Source organism: Serratia sp. 2723, assembly GCF_050434425.1.
Taxonomy (GTDB): Bacteria; Pseudomonadota; Gammaproteobacteria; order Enterobacterales; family Enterobacteriaceae; genus Chania.
In genome coordinates, this window is record NZ_JBNDIN010000008.1 from 28,982 (window position 1) to 46,458 (window position 17,477).

Below are 17,477 nucleotides of genomic sequence, written 5' to 3' on the forward strand. Positions count from 1 at the left end.
GATACTGGCCTGTTTGGCGTTTTTAGCGCCACTTGGTAGGTGGTGGTGAAAAAGAGATTGACGCGTATACGGCCCAGCAGTAAGATGCGCCCCGCATCGGCGAGTAGCGCAGCTTGGTAGCGCAACTGGTTTGGGACCAGTGGGTCGGAGGTTCGAATCCTCTCTCGCCGACCACATTCAAGAAAGCCCGCTTTTTTAAGCGGGCTTTTTTACGTCTGGAGTTTATGAGGATGAGAACCTCAGAAGGAGGTCGACAAATCTGTCGGGAACAGATTTGCATATCGCGCCAGCGATACCCCGTAGGGGCGAGTATCATGGACGATACGAGTGAATCCTCTCTCGCCGACCACATTCAAGAAAGCCCGCTTTTTTACGTCTGGTGTTTATGAGGATGAGAGCGGGCGCAGCATGCAGCGCCCCTACATGGGGAGGCGGTGGAGATTTGTCAGTAGTTTTTTAGGCTGCCTTGCCAATGACAAAATCGAAATGGATTTGGTCGTAGGGGAATATCACCCCGGCTGTACCCTTATCAACGATGCCACAAGCCAACAACGCCTGAAGATCCGTATGCACAGCTTTAACATCCCGCTCAACGCGACGAGCGACCTCTCTGATTGAGAGTTCCCCGGCCCCGGTCATGCAGTGCAAGATATGCATTTTTTTGGGCGAGAGTGTCTTCCATAACGAATCCCAATCCAGAAAAGTAATGTAACTCCCCTGGTACTGTTTATCGCCTTCCAAGGCGGCTTCCATAGAGCGTTGCGCTTCCTCAAGAGAAGCGACTCGGATGGTGACTGTATTCAACTTTAGTCTCCTCTTAGCTGCGCAACCTCATCGAAGAAACTGCGCCAATAACCATCTGTACAAACTCGGTTTCCGTCAGTGCGATCCTGTCTTGAAAGATGAGTTGAGAAGGCAATTTCATCTCCCTCCTGTTGTTCAAAATAACAACACTTGGGAATATGACAAAGATGTTGTCCATATCTAGCTAGGTATCAATAGTGTTAGGGCCAGCAGAGCCTGGCAAGAGGGCTAGTTTGATGGTGCGAGTTCTCTCGCAAAGTCGGGGCTAGCAACGAGAAAATCGCGACCTACGGTCGCTAAAAAAGAATAACCCCACCTGACAAAGTGGGGTTAGTCAGCAATCTGACCTGCTTTTTGTCGCAGGTTTTTTTACGTCTGGAGTTTGAAACTGCAGACATTCCCTCACTGGACTCACCATGCTGCGCGTCGGTACAACTCGACTCCTACAAATTTAGCTCCGCGGTTTCAGAAATACCGTTGCCAAAATCCAATGGCGAACGCCAGCGATCTATCCCCGCCGTCCAGGGATTTGTAGGAGGCGGGGATGGATTAATCATTGGTGCAAATAAACATTGGCAGCCCTCGCTCTTTTATTAGAAAAACATCGTCATTGAGTTTCTGGAACGTCATGTAATATGTCGAGTTTCTATTTCTAAGATCACCCCATGAATTATCCGGTGTGTTGTCATCGTATTTTTTCACTGTTTTATTATACTCAACAGTATAGGTTCCATTGTTGTCTGTTTTATTATAAATGAAAAAGTTATCATTATCGATAGTGTATTTTTTACCCTCCACCTCCAATTTTCCAAAAGCACTTTGAAATCCTGAATTATCATCGTATAAGAAAACGTTAACTCTTTGAATTATTTTTGTGCTTTTCGCTTTTAAATGTAATTGCATACTGTAATTACACGTAAAGAGTAATTCTTTAGCTTTGGTTTTCCTCTCGTAACTATAAGCTGAAATTGCTATGGTTAGTATGACTACTGAAATTAAGATTGCGTTTTTATTCATTTTATTCATTTTATTCATGCCTGATGCTGAGACATTTTGTATTTCTGTTATCATGTAATTTAAGGCATGCGCCAATAAATACATAATCCTCGATTGAGTTTAGCTCACTGTAATAGATGTTGTAGCTTTTAGTTTTACACTCCTCCTTAAAATTTGTTTGTTCAATAATGTTTTTCATTATTTTATCTTTAAATTGTAATGATGGATGGTCTAATGAGTAAATACTACATTTATCAAACTCCTCTATAAATGAAGGGCTGACTTTTTTTATATGTATATCCTTAGGTCCTAACAGGAAGTAGTAAGAAATCGCAACTGCGGTTATGCAGAATGCGAAAAAGAAACTGACCAACTGTTTGTCTTTTTTGGATATCGGTTTTTTATCCCTGCTCTGTTCTTTTGTGGCATTGATTTCTTTTGGTAAAAAGTCAACACTGCAATTGAACTTGAATCCGACCTTCGGGATGGTGACGATCACTTTTTCTGTGATGCCAAGGCTGGCTATGGCTTTCCTTAGTTCGCTCACCGCGCTGTAAAGGTTGTTGTTTGATGGGGTTAACCCATAATCCTCCCAAATATGCTTGAGTAAATAATCACGGCTTAAGTCATTACCTATGTTTTTTATCAATTCCATTAATAAGCGTGAGGCTTGATTAGACAAAACCAATGAGTTTTGCTCCTCTTGAACCAAGGATAACTCTTTTGATTCCGGTGAATACTTGATCACTTTGTTGATGATGTAAAGCATAAGAGATACTCATGAAGTGTGTAAGAAGAGGCTTTTTATAGGTATCTTTCACGCTAGTCAAACTATTAAGAATTTTCCTCATTAACAGGTGAAAGATTTAAATCTAGCGATATTTGTTAACCTTTGATTTCTTGCATCCTAACCCTGTAAAAATCTTATCTTACGGAACAAAAATCTGTTTAATGGTAATTTAATAACACAAATATCTAATTTTTGTTTTTATGGTAGATTTATCCACATCGACAGGCTTGAGGCTACAGGCCTTTCCAAAGACACGAAAGAAGTGGTTTTAGGGGGCTGACGATAAAACGCGTGGATCGAATTTTGTATCCATTAGGACAGAAGTATATGGGATTTTAATTTTAAGGATTTTTCTGCATGAAACTGAACAAAATCATGATGGTAGCGGTAATCGCTTTGGGTGTATCTTCTGTGGCGCACGCTGCGGTGAAAGACCAGGGACACGGTAAAGTGACCTTTACCGGTTCTATTATCGATGCGCCATGCTCTATTAGCCCTGAGACTATCGATCAGACGATTTCATTGGGCCAGATTTCTAAGGTGGCACTGAAAGATGGTGGTCAATCTACCCCGCGTAATTTCTCCATCGATTTGGATAATTGTGAAGTGGGTGAAAAGGATAAAAATAAAGTCTCCGTGACTTTCACCGGTATGGAATCTGTGGCGGGTAATGGCCTGCTGGGGATTACCGGTACGGCGAAAGGCGCCAGCGTCGCGATCACTGATGGCTCAGGTAAGGTTATCGAGCTGGGTCAGGCAACCAAGGCTCAACAGTTGCAAAATGGTAATAACACCTTGAACTTTGCGGCTTATATGCAGGGTGATGGTGCGTCTGCTGCCGTAACCGAAGGTGAATTCCAGGCGGTTGCCGACTTCACGTTGGCTTACCAGTAAGTATTGACCCTCTAGTTGGAATGACGTGTTCTGCATGCGGAGCAATCCGCATGCTTTTCCTGGGCGTGAAGTGGAATAGGGATCATACCCATGCTGGGCATCCATAATATTGCGATAGTGTTTTCTTTCATATTTTTCATGATTCCATTTTCTCTTCAGGCGGCAAGCACCGCTCAGGGGTGGGGGAGGGTCAATATGCAAGGAGCCATTATTGATACGGCCTGTGCGATAGCCGTAGAGAGTCGTGATCAGACTATTGATCTGGGCGTTGTCCCTTTGGCGGATATTATTCGCGATGGACAGGGTCACAGTAAATCCTTTGCCATTGAATTGGTGAATTGTGAGTTGGAACGTGATGATATTAAACGCCCCGATTGGAAACATTTCCAGGCGACCTTTGATGGTGATAGCGAGGGAGCATTATTTGGCGTGCGAGGGGAAGCCTCCGGTGTGGCCCTGCAAATTAATGAGCCTGGTGGCAGCCTTGCCATCCCGGGCAACCCTTTGCCATTGGGGAACATTACGCCTGGCACCATGCGGCTTAATTACACCATGAAGCTGGTGGCGAATAATCATGCATTAAAAGTCGGGAGTTATTTTTCATCCATTCGTTTTAAATTGGATTACTTCTAAACGCCGTAAATACATCGCTGTAATCAGAAGGCATTAATAAAAAGGTTAGGGATATGGGATTGTCACCTGCTGGGAAGTTGGTCCGTCTGCAAGTCTTGGGGCTGTGTATTTCCCTGGCGCTGGGCACACCATCAATGGTGGTGTTTGCTGCCGAGGAAATTCAATTTAATACCGACGTGCTGGATGTGAACGATCGGCAAAATATCGATTTGAGCCAGTTCTCCCGTGGTGGCTATATCATGCCAGGTACTTACGGCATGGCGGTGCATATTAACAAGAATGACCTGCCGGAGCAGCAGATAGTGTTTTATGTGCCGGAGGGCGAACCCAACGGCAGCCGAGCCTGTATCAACCAGGCTCTAGCGAATGAACTGGGGTTCAAGGAAGGCGTGCTCAAGGGAGCGGCCTGGTGGCATGACGGCGAATGTCTGGATGAAGGCAGCGTACAGGGGATGGAAGTACGGGGCGATCTGGCCACCAACGCCCTGTACCTGAGTATCCCGCAGGCCTCCCTGGAATACACCGCAGAGAATTGGGATCCGCCGTCGCGCTGGGATGAAGGGATCCCAGGGCTGTTACTGGATTACAACCTCAATACGCGGACGCAAAAGCAGTTGAAGCAAGGGACGAGCAGCTACAGCCTGAGCGGCAACGGTACCGCCGGTGCCAACCTGGGGGCCTGGCGTTTGCGGGCAGACTGGCAGGCCAACATTAACCATCAGACCGGATCGGGGCGACCAACGGACAAGCAGTTGGAGTGGAGCCGTTATTACGCCTACCGCGCCATTCCGGCATTACGCTCGAAGCTGACGATGGGGGAGAACTACCTGGACTCCGGCATGTTCGACAGCTTCCGTTTTAGCGGGGTGAGCCTGGTGTCGGATGACAATATGCTGCCGCCGAATCTGCGCGGCTACGCCCCGGAAGTGGTCGGCGTAGCGAAGACCAACGCCAAGGTGGTGATCAGTCAACAGGGGCGGGTACTGCATGAGACGACGGTCGCCTCGGGGCCGTTCCGTATTCAAGACATTAACGATGCGGTCAGCGGTGAGCTGGAGGTGCGGGTAGAAGAACAGGACGGCAGCGTACAGACGTTCACGGTGAACACCGCCAGCATCCCGTATCTGACGCGCCCGGGGGCGGTGCGCTTCAAGCTGGCAACGGGTAGACCTTCGGACTGGCAACATCGTTCACGCGGCCCGCTGTTTGGTACCGGGGAGTTCTCCTGGGGGGTGAGTAACGGTTGGTCATTGTATGGCGGCGCACTAGCAGGTGGGGATTATAACGCACTGTCGGTGGGTATCGGTCGTGACTTAATGGCATTAGGGGCGTTGTCTATCGACGCTACCCAGTCGCGGGCGCGATTGCCACAGGAAAGCGGCACGCTCAGCGGCGGCTCATACCGCCTGAGCTATTCGAAGAACTTCGATGAGTACGATAGCCAGGTAACCTTTGCCGGCTACCGCTTCTCTGAGCAGAACTTTATGAGCATGAGCGAGTATCTGGACGCGCGTTATTACGGCACTCGCACAGGTAGTGGCAAGGAGATGTACACCATTACCTTTAACAAACACTTCCGTGACTGGGGGCTGAGCAGCTACATCAATTACAGCCATGAGACCTACTGGGATCGCCCGGCCAATGACCGTTATAACCTGACGATGTCGCGTTATTTCGACATGGGACGGTTTAAAAACCTGAGTTTGTCGTTATCGGCATACCGCAATGCCTATAACGGCACCAAAGACGACGGCGCTTACCTGTCGCTGTCGCTGCCGTGGGGCAGTAATTCAACGGTCAGCTACAACACCACGGTGAACCGTAATGATACCACCCACCGCGTGGGGTACTTCGACCGGGTAGATGAGCACAATAACTATCAGCTCAGTGCTGGCAGCTCGCGCAGCGGGGTCAACCTGAGTGGCTATTACAACCATGAGGGAGATATTGCCCGCATTAGTGCCAATGCCAGTTATCAGCAGGATAGCTACAGCGCCTTCGGTATGTCGATGCAGGGCGGGATGACGATGACCGCCGAGGGCGGTGCCGTGCACCGCGCCGGGATGCCGGGCGGTACACGGATGCTGATTGACACCAAAGGGGTGCCGGATGTACCGGTACGTGGTTATGGCAGCACCAGCCGGACCAACGTCTGGGGCAAGGCGGTGATCGGCGATGTGAACAGCTACTACCGCAATAGGGCCAGCATCGACCTGAACCAGTTGGGGGATAACGCGGAAGCCACCAAATCGGTGGTGCAGGCCACGCTGACGGAAGGGGCCATTGGTTACCGCCAATTTGATGTGATTGCCGGTGAGAAGGCGATGGCGGTGATTAAGCTGGCCGATGGCAGTGAGCCACCGTTTGGTGCCACGGTAATCAATGCCCGTAAACAAGAAACCGGCATTGTTAATGACGGCGGTAGTGTCTATCTGAGCGGCATTAAAGCGGATGAAACAATGACGGTGCAGTGGAACGGCGGCGCCCAGTGCGAAGTGCGCATGCCAACGCCACTGCCGGCGGACATGCTAATGAATACCTTGCTGCTGCCGTGCCATCCGGTGAGCGTGCAAGCGCCTACCGGTGATAAACCGACTGCGGTGTCATCCGACGACGTGGCGGCATAGCCTTCGCCGCTGAATGACGAGAAAGGCATACGGTTTTAATCAACCACATTCAGAGGCCCAAAGGCCGGGAAAGAAATGATGCAGAACACTATGTTGAAAACGAACAACCCTTCACCGCGTGGCACGCGAATAGCGGCATTGCTGAATGTCGCTCTGTTGAGTGCAATGGCTGCCCAGCAGGTTCAGGCGGCGATTGCCCTGGACCGTACGCGGGTTATCTTTGACGGCAGCCAGAAGTCAGTGAGCCTGAACGTCAGCAACCAGAACAAGCAGCTGCCCTATCTGGCGCAGGGCTGGATTGAAGATGAGCAAGGTAACAAAATCCAGAGTCCACTCACGGTGCTGCCGCCAGTGCAACGCATCGAGCCGGGTAAACCGAGCCAGGTGAAAGTCCAGGCGCTGCCGGCGGCGAAACTGCTCAAACAAGACCGTGAGACGGTGTACTACTTCAACCTGCGGGAAATCCCGCCGAAGAGCACCAAGGCGAACACTCTGCAGATTGCGCTGCAGACGCGGATCAAGCTGTTCTACCGTCCTGCATCCATTGAGATAGACAAGAACGCATCGCCACCGCAGGAGCAACTGACCTTAAGCAAGCAAGGCGACAAGTATCAGGTCAACAACCCGACGCCGTATTACGTCACCATTGTGGACGCCAGCAGCAAAAAAGACGGGGCCGGGGTAAAAGATTTTGAACCGATGATGGTGCCGCCGAAAGGCAGCCTGCCGCTGACGGTGAGTGCGGCTAGTGTCGGTAACAGCCCGGTGCTGACCTATATCAATGACTACGGCGGCCGACCGCAGCTGAGTTTCAGTTGCAACGGCAGCACCTGTACGGTGATGCCGGAGAAGAAGGCGTAGTTGAGCAATATCTGACGGTGGCGGACACCTGCGAAGCGAAGGGAGAAAGGGCATGAATATGACACACACGCGGTGCGCGCACCGGCAGCGTTGGTCAGCCGAATTAAGATATTACGGCACGTTGGGCGGGTTGGCGCTGATGGCCCCGCTGACGCTGGGCGCGATAGTGTGGCTGCTGCCACCGGCACAGGCGGCGGTGGACAATTGGAATGTTGAAGGTGCTAACGGCACATTGTACGTTCATGGCGCGTTGACGGAGAGCGCCTGTCGGCTGGAGATGACCAGCGCTTACCAGGATATCGCGCTGGGTGAAACCGGCACGGGACGTCTGCAGGCCATTGGTGCCCAGGGTGAACCGATACGGTTCGAACTGCGCCTGGCGGATTGCCTGCGCAGCGCGGCGGGCAGCCGGGACGTGCGTACCGGCGGCCTGACCTGGGCGGACAATCAACCGGCGGTGACGGTGAGTTTTACTGCGCCGCGTGATGCGGACAACCCGCAGCTGGTGCAGGCGCTGGGCGTCTCTGGCCTGGGGTTGCGACTGGAAAACGGCCAGGGTCAGGATGTGCGGTTGGGCAGCCGGGGCAAACCGCTGCTACTGACGCCGGGGCAAGACAGCCTGAGCTATACCGTCACCCCTGAACGTACGCCAGCCGCTCTGGTGGCGGGCAGTTACCGGGCTGTGGTGGATTTTAACCTGAGTTATGACTGAGGTGGTCGGGACGATGAAGGGAACCATAACACTGCATCGACATGCCTGGCGAACGCTGGCCGGCTTACTGGCCTCGCTGCCGATGCTAGCATTGGCAGCGGCGTCAGCCACGCTCACGGTCAAGGTGACCGTGGTGGTACCGCCGCCGTGCACTATCAATGATGACCGACCGATTGAAGTGGAGTTTGGCGACGTGATGACCACCCGAGTGGACGGTGGCAACTATAAGATGCCGGTAAATTACACGCTGTCGTGCACAGGAGCCTCTTCCAATGCGATGAAACTGCAGGTGCAGGGGAATGGGGCGAGCTTTGATGGCACGGCGCTGAAAACCAGCAAGACGGGGCTGGGTATCAAGCTGCAACAGGGCAGCAATAAACTGGCAATCAACAGTTGGCTGAAATTCACCTACCCCAATCAACCGGAACTGTGGGCCGTTCCGGTCAAACAGAACGGGGTTGCCCTGGCGGGTGGCGAATTCACTGCGGGTGCGACAATGAAAGTGGATTACCAGTAACGGGAGCAGAGCATGAGCATAATGATAAGAGTCCTGTTGCTGACCTGTGGCCTGATGGGGGGCATCGCCCAGGCACAGGCAAAGGACGGTGAGGCAGGCATGACGTTTCACGGCACGTTGATCGAGCCCCCACCCTGCACCATCAATGACGGTAATCGGGTGGAGGTAGACTTCGGCGACCGGGTGGGTATCAACAAGGTGGACGGAGAGAACTACCGCCAGATGATGAACTACCAGATAACCTGCGCGGAGGCCGCCAGTGGCAGCTGGGCACTGACGCTGAGTTTGAGCGGCGGTGCGGCAGGGTTCGACAATGAGGCGCTGCTGACGGATAAGGCTAACCTGGGCATCCGGGTGTATCAGAACGACCAGCCGTTTACGCCGAACAGCACACTGAAGATAGACCAGGCCAATCCGCCACGGCTGGAAGCGGTGCCGGTGAAGAATGCGGGGGCCACCTTGACGGAAGGGGCATTTGAGGCCTGGGCAACGCTGCGTGCCGACTACCAATAAGGAGCCCAATATGAAACGCAAGACAGGCCGTTATTTTGACCGTGCAGTTAGGGTGGTGGGGCTTGTTCCCTTGCTTACCGCGCTGACGGCGGGCCCCGTGTTGGCTGCTGGGGAAAAGAATGTGCGTTTGTACGGCGCCTTGGTCGCTGAGCCCTGTGTGGTGCCGCCGGGCGATGAAGAGATCACGCTTGATTTTGGCACGGTCATTGACAAGTACCTGTACCTGAACACGCGCACTCTGGGACAGTCGTTCGAGATACACCTGGAGGAATGTGACCTGACGCTGGGTAAGACGGTGAGCGTGACCTTTACCGGCACCGAAAACAGTGCCTTGCCGGGACTGCTGGCCATCGACGGTAGCAGTGAGGCCATGGGGATAGCGATAGGGTTGGAGACAGCGCAGGCTAAACCGCTGCCGCTCAATAAGGCGGGCGATAAACTCCTGCTGCAGGAAGGGAGCAACATTATTGCGTTGAAAGCCTATGTGCAGGGCGAGCCGGACGCCATCAGGAACCACAGTATCGAACGCGGGCCGTTCAGTGCGGTCGCGACCTTCAATCTGGAATATGAGTAAGAGCAGTCAAACAGGAAGTGACAGACAAGGAGAGAGAAGAAAGCGCGGCGCTGGACTGGGAGAATGCATACCGTTGGTTATGCCAGAGACGGCAACATGCACCGCCGAATGCCGATGTGTGGGACCTGCGTTTCAACTGGCCACAGCGGAAAGCGCGGTGGTTTAACGGGGTACTGGCCGGAGAGTATCGGCTCTCACCCATGGCGGTATTTCATCGCCGTAGTCGGCACTGGGTGCAATGGTCGGCCCATGATGCGCTGGTGCTGAAATGGGTGGCAATGCAGGTTGAAGGCGTATTGCCTAGGCATGCGCGTTGCCATCACCTGAAAGGACACGGTGGCGTCAGCGGGTCGACACAATGCGTATCCTCGGCCTGGTCCAGTGGTGAATGGCGTTATGTCTACCGCACGGATATCCGGGGCTATTACCGGCATATTTTAAAGCATCAGGTGGCAGGGCAACTGAAATGGCATATCGACGATGCAGTCTGCAGAGACCTGTGCCTGCAATGGCTTCATTACAGCTTTGAGGATGGTGGCGAGATAGTTACGCCGGAAAAAGGTATTTGTCGTGGCAGTGCACTGAGCCCGCTTATTGGCGGCAGTTTATTGCGACATGTTGACAGTTATTTTGCGGCGCGCGAGGAGATATTTTATGCCCGGTATATGGATGACTTTATTTTCTTCACTAAAACGCGTTGGCATTTACGCAAGGCGGTTAAATCGCTGCATGAATTTTTTGATTTGGGTGGTTTTGAAACACACCCGGATAAAACGCAACTGGGGAAAATTGAACATGGCTTTGACTGGCTGGGATTATGGTATTCCCCGCTGGGGCCCAGAATAGCCCCGAGAGCAACAGAGAACCATCGGGAACGTATTGCGCGGCTTTACGAGCAAGCTCGTAGGCGGAAACTGTCGAAAGCAGAGACCGAGATACGGGTGCGTGAATATGAGGCCCGGTGGATGAATTGGGCAAACCACCACTTACTGAACATGCGGGGCTTGCCTTTGTAGTCAAACAATCCTACGGCCGGTGTAATAACCACGCTGCACGCGTGTATAAGTGACACCACCGTCCATCGTCTGAGCGTCCGTGTTGGATGTCTGAGCGTCGACCGTACAACCGACAGATCTTTGGTCGTTGTGTGGCTTTTGCCCGCGCGCCCTATACGCTATAGGCGTACGGGACGTCTGCATCAGTGGCGGACGTATCCACCGCTGGGGTGGCGTAGATGTGTTAATCCCACACGTGTTCATGTCTAACAGGTAATATTATGAATGTTTTTGTACGTAAATCCCTGCATCCCATATCGCTGCTTCTCGTCTGGTTTTTCCTTTTATTCCACTCCGCACCCTCGTACAGCGTTGCGTGGATGACTGAAGGGGAAATCAAATGGGAAATACGTAATGGCAACGCTTACCTAATATCCCACAATATCAGCGTGATCAATAAAGGAGCTAAAACACCGTGTCCCGCAACGTGCGTTTTTGCTGTGGACGTGTTCCCGGACGGAAATAAAACATTCGACACACTTCCCCCAAATACCACCCTCGAACAATTAAACGCTTATATTCGGGGTCCTAAGCTCTTGGGTGATACCGGTATACGCGCCCGTGAAGCGTCCAAGTTTTGCCTTACTCTCATAACGTTTCCACCTCCGGGCCTGGGCGTGCAAGACTCGCCTGCTGGGTGCAATAGCAACCCTGATGTGGGTGAGCCCCCGGTTGGTCCAATCGAACCCCCTGTAAGCTGTAGTCTAAGTAATGGCGAACTCAATCATGGCGTTATAGATAGTGCGATTACCGATGGGAACGTCAGTCGCACCAATCTATCACTAACGTGCAGCAAATCTGCGACGGTTCGCATAAAAGCGAATGCTTATCAGCCTGCCGATGGTGTGGCTCTTAACGGGCCAGGAGGGCTGCGTTCCTTTGTGACCCTTAATGGTGTTGCTGCCGATCCTGGCATAACGGTGAAGGCCAATAACAGTGCCTCTATATCCGTTGAATCTATGTTGCGGGGGGCAGGGAACATTGCCGCTGGTTCCTATTCCGGTTCAATTACCCTTGTTACAACGATTATATAACAGGGTGCTGAGACCGTTTAATAAAAATAGCATGGCTATTTACTGCTCCGCTCAACGATAAGCATCATCGAAACTAGGTGATGCCTATCATTGTTGCACATTTTTAATTATCACAAGGGGTGTTTTATTGAAGGTGGCCCTATGCTTGGATGGAAATGTTTCTAGCTGATATGTTGGATTTTATTTTTGCCCTTTAATTTATAAGGGTGAAAATAAAACCCAGTAATAAACTATTGGGTTTGACTAGCCTCTTTAATGCCCACTTATCTGGATGTGCTTTGTATGGAGGTCAATATCGTCGTCGTTGCGAATAACTCACCGTCTCCTAATGTCGGGGGGGGCTAACGGCTTATATATATCCACAGTAAATAAAGGAACAATATCATGATAAACAAAAAACTAATTGCCATTGCCATTCTGTCCGGCACTGTCTTGGCTTCTGTTGCCCACGCGGCAGACGGTACGATTAACTTCACCGGCAACATCACTGACGCTGCCTGTACGATTACCCCAACCAGTGCCAAGCAGTCTGTGTCTCTGGGTACGGTAAACAGCGCAGGCCTAGCGGGCGCAGGTGCGGTTGCAAGCTCAACCAAGTTTGGTGTGACGCTGACCTCTTGCCCTGCCGCGGTTAAAGGTGCCTCTGTGAAGTTTGACGGCCCGACTGATGCTGCTAACAGTAGCCTGCTGATGCTGACCGCGGGTGAAGATGTAGCTACCGGTGTGGGCGTAGGTATCTATGAAGAAGACGGTTCTACGCTGATCCCGGTGAGTACCGCATCTGCCCCTAAACAGCTGTCAGCCACCGCCGACACCACTTTCAACTTTATAGCGAAATACGTGTCCACTGCTGATGAAGTGACGGCCGGTAACGCCAACGCGGTAAGTGATTTCACCATCTCTTACAACTGATCTGTCGGCGGGGGTTCCCGCCGCTCCTCATCACAGGGAGACGGCTGCTCATGTCTGCAGCCCGGCAGGGATGCCGCTGTGTGGGTTGGTGTCATCATGACACCAATTACCCCCTGCCTTATCGATAAATGCGGAGGACACTGACGTGTTTCCATGGTTCAAATCCCTTTGCCTGGCGATCGCCCTGCTCGGCAGTGCCCAGCAAACCCTGGCCGGTGTTGTTATCGGCGGTACTAGGGTCATTTATGACAGTGCCAAACGTGAGGCCTCACTCTCCGTGCGTAATCCGGATAAAGCAGTACCGTACCTCATTCAGTCCTGGGTGGAAAACGCCAATGCCACCGACAGCGGCAAGGCACCGTTTATTATCACGCCGCCGTTGTTCCGCCTGGATGTGGGCCAGGAAAACGTCCTGCGTATCGTGCGTGCCGGTGGGCAGTTACCGGACGATAAAGAATCGTTGTACTGGCTGAATATCAAGTCCATCCCGGCGTCCGAGAAGACCGATAAAAACACCTTACAAATTTCGGTAAAAACGCGCATCAAACTGATGTATCGCCCGGCCGGGCTGCCCGGTAACGCGGCAGAAGCTTACAAAACGCTGTCTTTTAGCCGGCAGGGTAACCAGCTGCGGGTGACCAATCCGACTCCTTACCATGTCGCGTTTTACAGCGTGAAGGTTGGCAGCCAGGAGATAAAAGAGGCTGGCACTGTCGCACCGCAAGGCACGTTGAGCTGGAGCTTGCCAGCCGGGGCTGCAGGAGCGGTCAGTTGGCAAGCTATCAATGACTTCGGGGGGATAACCCCGGCAGAAAGCAAGCCGTTGTAACGCGAGCTTCGGCGTATGCCTCACCTGATAACAATAATGGCATGACACATGACCCAGAGTGACAGCGAGAGAACCTTTGTTATGGAAAAACAGCATCGTTATCTGACCCTGTGCCCCTCATCTGTTTTTGCGGGTAATCAGAGGGTAAGGACCCGACGGGTCACCCTGATGTCCTTGCTGTTGGCCCTTGAGGTTGCCACGGTGCCTCTGCCGTCTCAGGCGCGGGATTATTTTAACCCGGCCTCCCTGGAATTGACGTCAGATGCCCAATCCACGTTGGATCTCGGGCAGTTTGCCGTGGACGGTGGGCAGATGCCCGGTACCTACTTGGTGGACATCTACCTCAATGACAGTCTGGTCGATACCCGGGACGTGACCTTTGTGGAGGTTAACGGCAAACTGCAGCCGCAACTGACCGCCTCTTATCTCGGGAATATAGGTGTCAAGCTGGCTGCGTTTCCTCCGTTGCAACAGCTACCGGCGGAGCAACCGGTTACTGATCTGGGGAGGTATATCCCTCAGGCTGGCAGCCAGTTTGACTTTGCCCAACAACGCCTGAACCTGAGCATCCCCCAGGCGGCACTGTCCAGTGAAGCGCGTGGCTATGTCGACCCGGCGTTGTGGGATCAGGGCCTGCCAGCGGCATTGCTAAACTACAGCTTTATTGGCGCCAATACTTGGCGACGTAACCGGCCTGGTACGGAAGATAGCTACTATCTGAACCTGCGCACTGGCCTGAACTTCGGGGCCTGGCGGTTGCGCAACTATTCGACTTATAGCGACAGCAATGGCCAGAAACACAGGGATAACGTTAACACTTACCTGCAGCGCGATGTTCAGGCGCTGAAAGGACAGCTGATGCTTGGTGATAGCGCCTCACCGGGCGATGTGTTCGGCAGTGTGCAGTTTCGTGGGGTGCAGTTGGTGTCGGACGACAACATGTACCCGGACAGCCTGAAAGGCTTTGCCCCGGTGGTGCGCGGTATTGCTCAAAGTAACGCGCAGGTGACGGTACGCCAGAACGGTTACATCATTTATCAGGCCTATGTTGCGCCCGGTGCTTTTGCCATTACCGACTTATATCCGACAGCGTCCAGCGGTGATCTGGAGGTGAGCATTACCGAAGCCAATGGGACCGAGCGGCGCTTTGTCCAGCCGTTCTCCGCTGTCCCGGTGATGTTGCGTGAAGGTCGCATGAAGTATGCCGTCACGGCCGGGGAGTACCGCACCCTGAACGATGCCGCGCTGGCGCCTATCTTTGGTCAGGGCACGTTGATTTACGGTCTGCCCCATGACTCGACGGTCTACGGCGGCCTGCTGGTGGCCGAGCGCTACCATTCGCAAGTGCTGGGTTTCGGTCATGGGTTTGGCGCGTTGGGCTCCCTGTCGATTGACATCACCCAGGCCAATACGCAGTTACGAGACAACAGCAGCCACACGGGGCAATCTTACCGGTTCCAGTATGCCAAGGATGTGGAAGCTACCCACACCACTTTTACGCTGGCTGGCTACCGCTATTCGACCCGTGGTTTCTACGACTTCCAGGAAGCCAATGAATTGGGAAGTTATGGTAACGCCTGGCGTCAGAGCTACAACAAGCGTAGCAAGGCGCAGGTGAACGTGAACCAGTCGCTGCAGGACTACGGCAACCTCTATGTTTCGGCCTACCAACAGGACTACTGGGGGGGAGCCGGGTATGAACGCAACCTGAGTGCTGGCTACAACCTAAGTCATAACGCTATCACTTACGGGGTGAACTACACCTACAGTCAGGCTCCAGGCCACAGTGCCAATGACCAGCAGTTCGCGTTTAACATGCAGGTACCGCTGAGTAAGTGGCTGCCGAACAACTGGGCAAGCTATAGCGTCAATACCAGCAAGCGTGGCAACACTACCCAACAGGTAGGCTTGAGTGGTACTGCGCTGGCGGACAACAACCTGAGCTATAACATCCAGCAAAGCTATGGGAACCGGGGAACCGGCGCGAGTGGTAACGCCAATGCCAATTATAAGGGGACCTATGGCGAGCTGCAGGGTGGGTACAACTACACCGACGATTCACATCAGATTAACTATGGCCTACAGGGCGGGATTGTGGTGCACCCGTACGGCGTGACGCTATCACAACAGCAAGGTGAGACGCTGGTACTGGTGCGGGCACCGGGTGTCAGGGGAGCTACGGTGCAAAACAACACTGGCATACGCACCGACTGGCGTGGGTACGCGGTGGTGCCGTACGTCAGCCCCTACCGCAAGAACCGTATTGCGCTAGATACCGAGACCCTGGCGGAGGATGTCGACATTGATACTAACATCCAGTCGGTCATACCGACCCATGGCGCACTGGTACTGGCCGACTTCAAAACCCGAGTGGGTAGTCGTGTGCTGATGACGCTCAATCACCAGGGTAAGTCCGTGCCATTTGGGGCCATCGCATCGCTGGTGCAGAACAAAGGCGAAATGGAAAACAGCGGTATCGTGGGATCGGACGGACAACTGTACCTGAGTGGTGTGCCAGAGAAGGGGCAACTGCAGGTTAAATGGGGCAATGCCGCCAATCAACAGTGCAAGGTGGCGTTCGCTTTGCCGGAAGCCACTGCCGAGAGCGCTGTGCGTTTGGTTCGTGGTGTATGCCAATAACCGCAAACCACTGGGTCTGAATAACGAAAAAATCCGCCCGTCGGGGCGGCTTTCAAGGGCACATTGAAATGAACAGAGTAAATTTAATAGTACTGGCTATGATAGCAATGAGTGGTAGCGCTAAATTAATGGCGGAATGCAATTCTACAATATCGCAGGTTCCATTGGCTTCTATTAGTGATGTTCAGGCGCAAAGAGATGCTCCTGTTGGCGCTCTTTTATACTCGGGCATGATGAGTACGTCTGTGAATGTCAGTGAAAATACCGGTGGGGGGTTTTACATTCAGGCTCGTGAACCTGCCTACGGGGTAAATGCGCTGGTTTATAATGGACTTCGTGTTTTTAATACAAATATTAACGGCGTTGGCATTGCCTTTGATGCCATGTCTGGCGGGGATGGGATAGATGTTGATTTTAGAGACGGCAAGTTTACTGGCACGATTGATAAAAATACCGCGTACTACTTAGTCAAAACGGGTGCGATATCGACCGGAAAGCTAGAAGGGCAACTACTCAAGCTTTATTATGTTTGTTTAGGGGCGTCAAATGGTATTTCTTACAATAACAATATTGCTATAAATGGTGGGAGTATGAGTGTTCTGGCATGTGCTGTTACGAATACGGCTATCAATGTCCCTCTGGGTGACGTGCATAAAAGCGAATTTTCAGGCGTGGGCAGTTCATCAACGAAAAAATCGTTTAATATCCCACTGAACTGTGATGGAAATACCAGAATTAATATTACCATTGATGCTGAGCCAGACAGTTCAAAGACACCGGGGGTTATTGCCATCAATGCCTCAACACCGGGTAGTGTGGCCAATGGTGTAGGGATATTAATTCAACATAAAAATACGGCTGTAACTTTGGGTAAGCCTCTTCAGGTAGGAACTGCATTGAATAGTGGTGTTTATAATATTCCTTTGGAAGCGAGTTATTATCAGACCCAAAATACTATTACCGGTGGCCAAGCTAACGGCACGGCGAATTTTACCGTTACTTATAACTAACATTATATTTCTGATGGTTGATTTTGAAATGGTCTAAATGACCATGTTTAACTCGTCTAACCAAAAATCTATGCCA

The 17,477-nt window shown here is 52.2% G+C and carries 17 protein-coding genes and 1 tRNA gene; 15 read left to right on the top strand and 3 right to left on the bottom strand.

Annotated features, from left to right (window positions below; genetic code table 11):
* The first annotated feature begins 97 nt into the window (after window positions 1-97).
* Window positions 98-174: transfer RNA gene (locus tag ABIE29_RS13805), tRNA-Pro, on the top strand.
* A 282-nt stretch (window positions 175-456) separates the two neighbouring features.
* On the opposite strand, the gene ABIE29_RS13810 is transcribed toward ABIE29_RS13805, so the two are convergent.
* From ABIE29_RS13810 to ABIE29_RS13820, 3 genes are all read right to left on the bottom strand, one after another.
* Window positions 457-804, bottom strand: coding sequence for a glycosyl transferase family 1 (locus tag ABIE29_RS13810; protein ID WP_024484222.1), 348 nt, complete (start codon window positions 802-804; stop codon window positions 457-459).
* Between the two features lie 549 nt (window positions 805-1,353).
* On the bottom strand, window positions 1,354-1,830 hold the full coding sequence (locus ABIE29_RS13815; RefSeq protein ID WP_429619340.1) for a hypothetical protein: 477 nt from the start codon (window positions 1,828-1,830) through the stop codon (window positions 1,354-1,356).
* A gap of 1 nt (window position 1,831) precedes the next feature.
* Window positions 1,832-2,569, bottom strand: coding sequence for a winged helix-turn-helix domain-containing protein (locus tag ABIE29_RS13820; protein ID WP_429619341.1), 738 nt, complete (start codon window positions 2,567-2,569; stop codon window positions 1,832-1,834).
* 378 nt (window positions 2,570-2,947) lie between these two features.
* On the opposite strand from ABIE29_RS13820, the gene ABIE29_RS13825 reads away from it, so the two are divergent.
* The 14 genes from ABIE29_RS13825 to ABIE29_RS13890 all read left to right on the top strand — a co-directional run bounded on the left by ABIE29_RS13825 (window position 2,948) and on the right by ABIE29_RS13890 (window position 17,401).
* Complete coding sequence (locus ABIE29_RS13825) at window positions 2,948-3,484, top strand: fimbrial protein (protein ID WP_429619342.1); 537 nt, start codon at window positions 2,948-2,950, stop codon at window positions 3,482-3,484.
* A gap of 90 nt (window positions 3,485-3,574) precedes the next feature.
* The gene (locus ABIE29_RS13830; protein ID WP_429619343.1) at window positions 3,575-4,117 is read left to right on the top strand and encodes a fimbrial protein; all 543 of its coding nucleotides are present in this window, start codon (window positions 3,575-3,577) and stop codon (window positions 4,115-4,117) included.
* Between the two features lie 53 nt (window positions 4,118-4,170).
* Window positions 4,171-6,744, top strand: a complete 2,574-nt coding sequence (locus tag ABIE29_RS13835) for an outer membrane usher protein (RefSeq protein ID WP_429619344.1) — start codon at window positions 4,171-4,173, stop codon at window positions 6,742-6,744.
* A gap of 75 nt (window positions 6,745-6,819) precedes the next feature.
* Complete coding sequence (locus ABIE29_RS13840) at window positions 6,820-7,605, top strand: fimbria/pilus periplasmic chaperone (protein WP_429619345.1); 786 nt, start codon at window positions 6,820-6,822, stop codon at window positions 7,603-7,605.
* A 52-nt stretch (window positions 7,606-7,657) separates the two neighbouring features.
* Window positions 7,658-8,317 (top strand): fimbrial protein, encoded by a 660-nt coding sequence (locus tag ABIE29_RS13845; protein WP_261457494.1) that lies wholly within the window; start codon window positions 7,658-7,660, stop codon window positions 8,315-8,317.
* Between the two features lie 13 nt (window positions 8,318-8,330).
* Window positions 8,331-8,834 (top strand): fimbrial protein, encoded by a 504-nt coding sequence (locus ABIE29_RS13850; protein WP_261461518.1) that lies wholly within the window; start codon window positions 8,331-8,333, stop codon window positions 8,832-8,834.
* Window positions 8,835-8,846: 12 nt separating this feature from the next.
* Window positions 8,847-9,347, top strand: a complete 501-nt coding sequence (locus ABIE29_RS13855) for a fimbrial protein (protein ID WP_261282485.1) — start codon at window positions 8,847-8,849, stop codon at window positions 9,345-9,347.
* A gap of 10 nt (window positions 9,348-9,357) precedes the next feature.
* Window positions 9,358-9,921 (top strand): fimbrial protein, encoded by a 564-nt coding sequence (locus ABIE29_RS13860; protein ID WP_261147605.1) that lies wholly within the window; start codon window positions 9,358-9,360, stop codon window positions 9,919-9,921.
* A 17-nt stretch (window positions 9,922-9,938) separates the two neighbouring features.
* Window positions 9,939-10,937 (top strand): reverse transcriptase domain-containing protein, encoded by a 999-nt coding sequence (locus tag ABIE29_RS13865; RefSeq protein ID WP_261461519.1) that lies wholly within the window; start codon window positions 9,939-9,941, stop codon window positions 10,935-10,937.
* Window positions 10,938-11,197: 260 nt separating this feature from the next.
* Complete coding sequence (locus tag ABIE29_RS13870; protein WP_429619346.1) at window positions 11,198-12,010, top strand: PapG chaperone-binding domain-containing protein; 813 nt, start codon at window positions 11,198-11,200, stop codon at window positions 12,008-12,010.
* A gap of 384 nt (window positions 12,011-12,394) precedes the next feature.
* Window positions 12,395-12,922, top strand: coding sequence for a fimbrial protein (locus ABIE29_RS13875; RefSeq protein WP_261461521.1), 528 nt, complete (start codon window positions 12,395-12,397; stop codon window positions 12,920-12,922).
* Window positions 12,923-13,067: 145 nt separating this feature from the next.
* A complete protein-coding gene (locus ABIE29_RS13880; protein ID WP_390901398.1) occupies window positions 13,068-13,751 on the top strand; it encodes a fimbrial biogenesis chaperone in 684 nt (227 codons plus the stop codon).
* A gap of 168 nt (window positions 13,752-13,919) precedes the next feature.
* Entirely contained in the window at window positions 13,920-16,391 is a 2,472-nt protein-coding gene (locus tag ABIE29_RS13885; protein WP_429619347.1) for a fimbria/pilus outer membrane usher protein, read from the top strand.
* 68 nt (window positions 16,392-16,459) lie between these two features.
* Window positions 16,460-17,401: a fimbrial protein gene (locus ABIE29_RS13890; protein ID WP_429619348.1), complete on the top strand. Its 942-nt coding sequence runs from the start codon at window positions 16,460-16,462 to the stop codon at window positions 17,399-17,401.
* Window positions 17,402-17,477 lie beyond the last annotated feature (76 nt).

Excerpts from the sequence above, each read along its gene's own strand:
- ABIE29_RS13815 (WP_429619340.1), bottom strand. The coding sequence starts at position 1,830 with ATGAATAAAATGAATAAAAACGCAATCTTAATTTCAGTAGTCATACTA.
- ABIE29_RS13820 (WP_429619341.1), bottom strand. The coding sequence starts at position 2,569 with ATGCTTTACATCATCAACAAAGTGATCAAGTATTCACCGGAATCAAAA.
- ABIE29_RS13825 (WP_429619342.1), top strand. The coding sequence starts at position 2,948 with ATGAAACTGAACAAAATCATGATGGTAGCGGTAATCGCTTTGGGTGTA.
- ABIE29_RS13830 (WP_429619343.1), top strand. The coding sequence starts at position 3,575 with ATGCTGGGCATCCATAATATTGCGATAGTGTTTTCTTTCATATTTTTC.
- ABIE29_RS13835 (WP_429619344.1), top strand. The coding sequence starts at position 4,171 with ATGGGATTGTCACCTGCTGGGAAGTTGGTCCGTCTGCAAGTCTTGGGG.
- ABIE29_RS13840 (WP_429619345.1), top strand. The coding sequence starts at position 6,820 with ATGATGCAGAACACTATGTTGAAAACGAACAACCCTTCACCGCGTGGC.
- ABIE29_RS13845 (WP_261457494.1), top strand. The coding sequence starts at position 7,658 with ATGAATATGACACACACGCGGTGCGCGCACCGGCAGCGTTGGTCAGCC.
- ABIE29_RS13850 (WP_261461518.1), top strand. The coding sequence starts at position 8,331 with ATGAAGGGAACCATAACACTGCATCGACATGCCTGGCGAACGCTGGCC.
- ABIE29_RS13855 (WP_261282485.1), top strand. The coding sequence starts at position 8,847 with ATGAGCATAATGATAAGAGTCCTGTTGCTGACCTGTGGCCTGATGGGG.
- ABIE29_RS13860 (WP_261147605.1), top strand. The coding sequence starts at position 9,358 with ATGAAACGCAAGACAGGCCGTTATTTTGACCGTGCAGTTAGGGTGGTG.
- ABIE29_RS13870 (WP_429619346.1), top strand. The coding sequence starts at position 11,198 with ATGAATGTTTTTGTACGTAAATCCCTGCATCCCATATCGCTGCTTCTC.
- ABIE29_RS13875 (WP_261461521.1), top strand. The coding sequence starts at position 12,395 with ATGATAAACAAAAAACTAATTGCCATTGCCATTCTGTCCGGCACTGTC.
- ABIE29_RS13885 (WP_429619347.1), top strand. The coding sequence starts at position 13,920 with ATGTCCTTGCTGTTGGCCCTTGAGGTTGCCACGGTGCCTCTGCCGTCT.
- ABIE29_RS13890 (WP_429619348.1), top strand. The coding sequence starts at position 16,460 with ATGAACAGAGTAAATTTAATAGTACTGGCTATGATAGCAATGAGTGGT.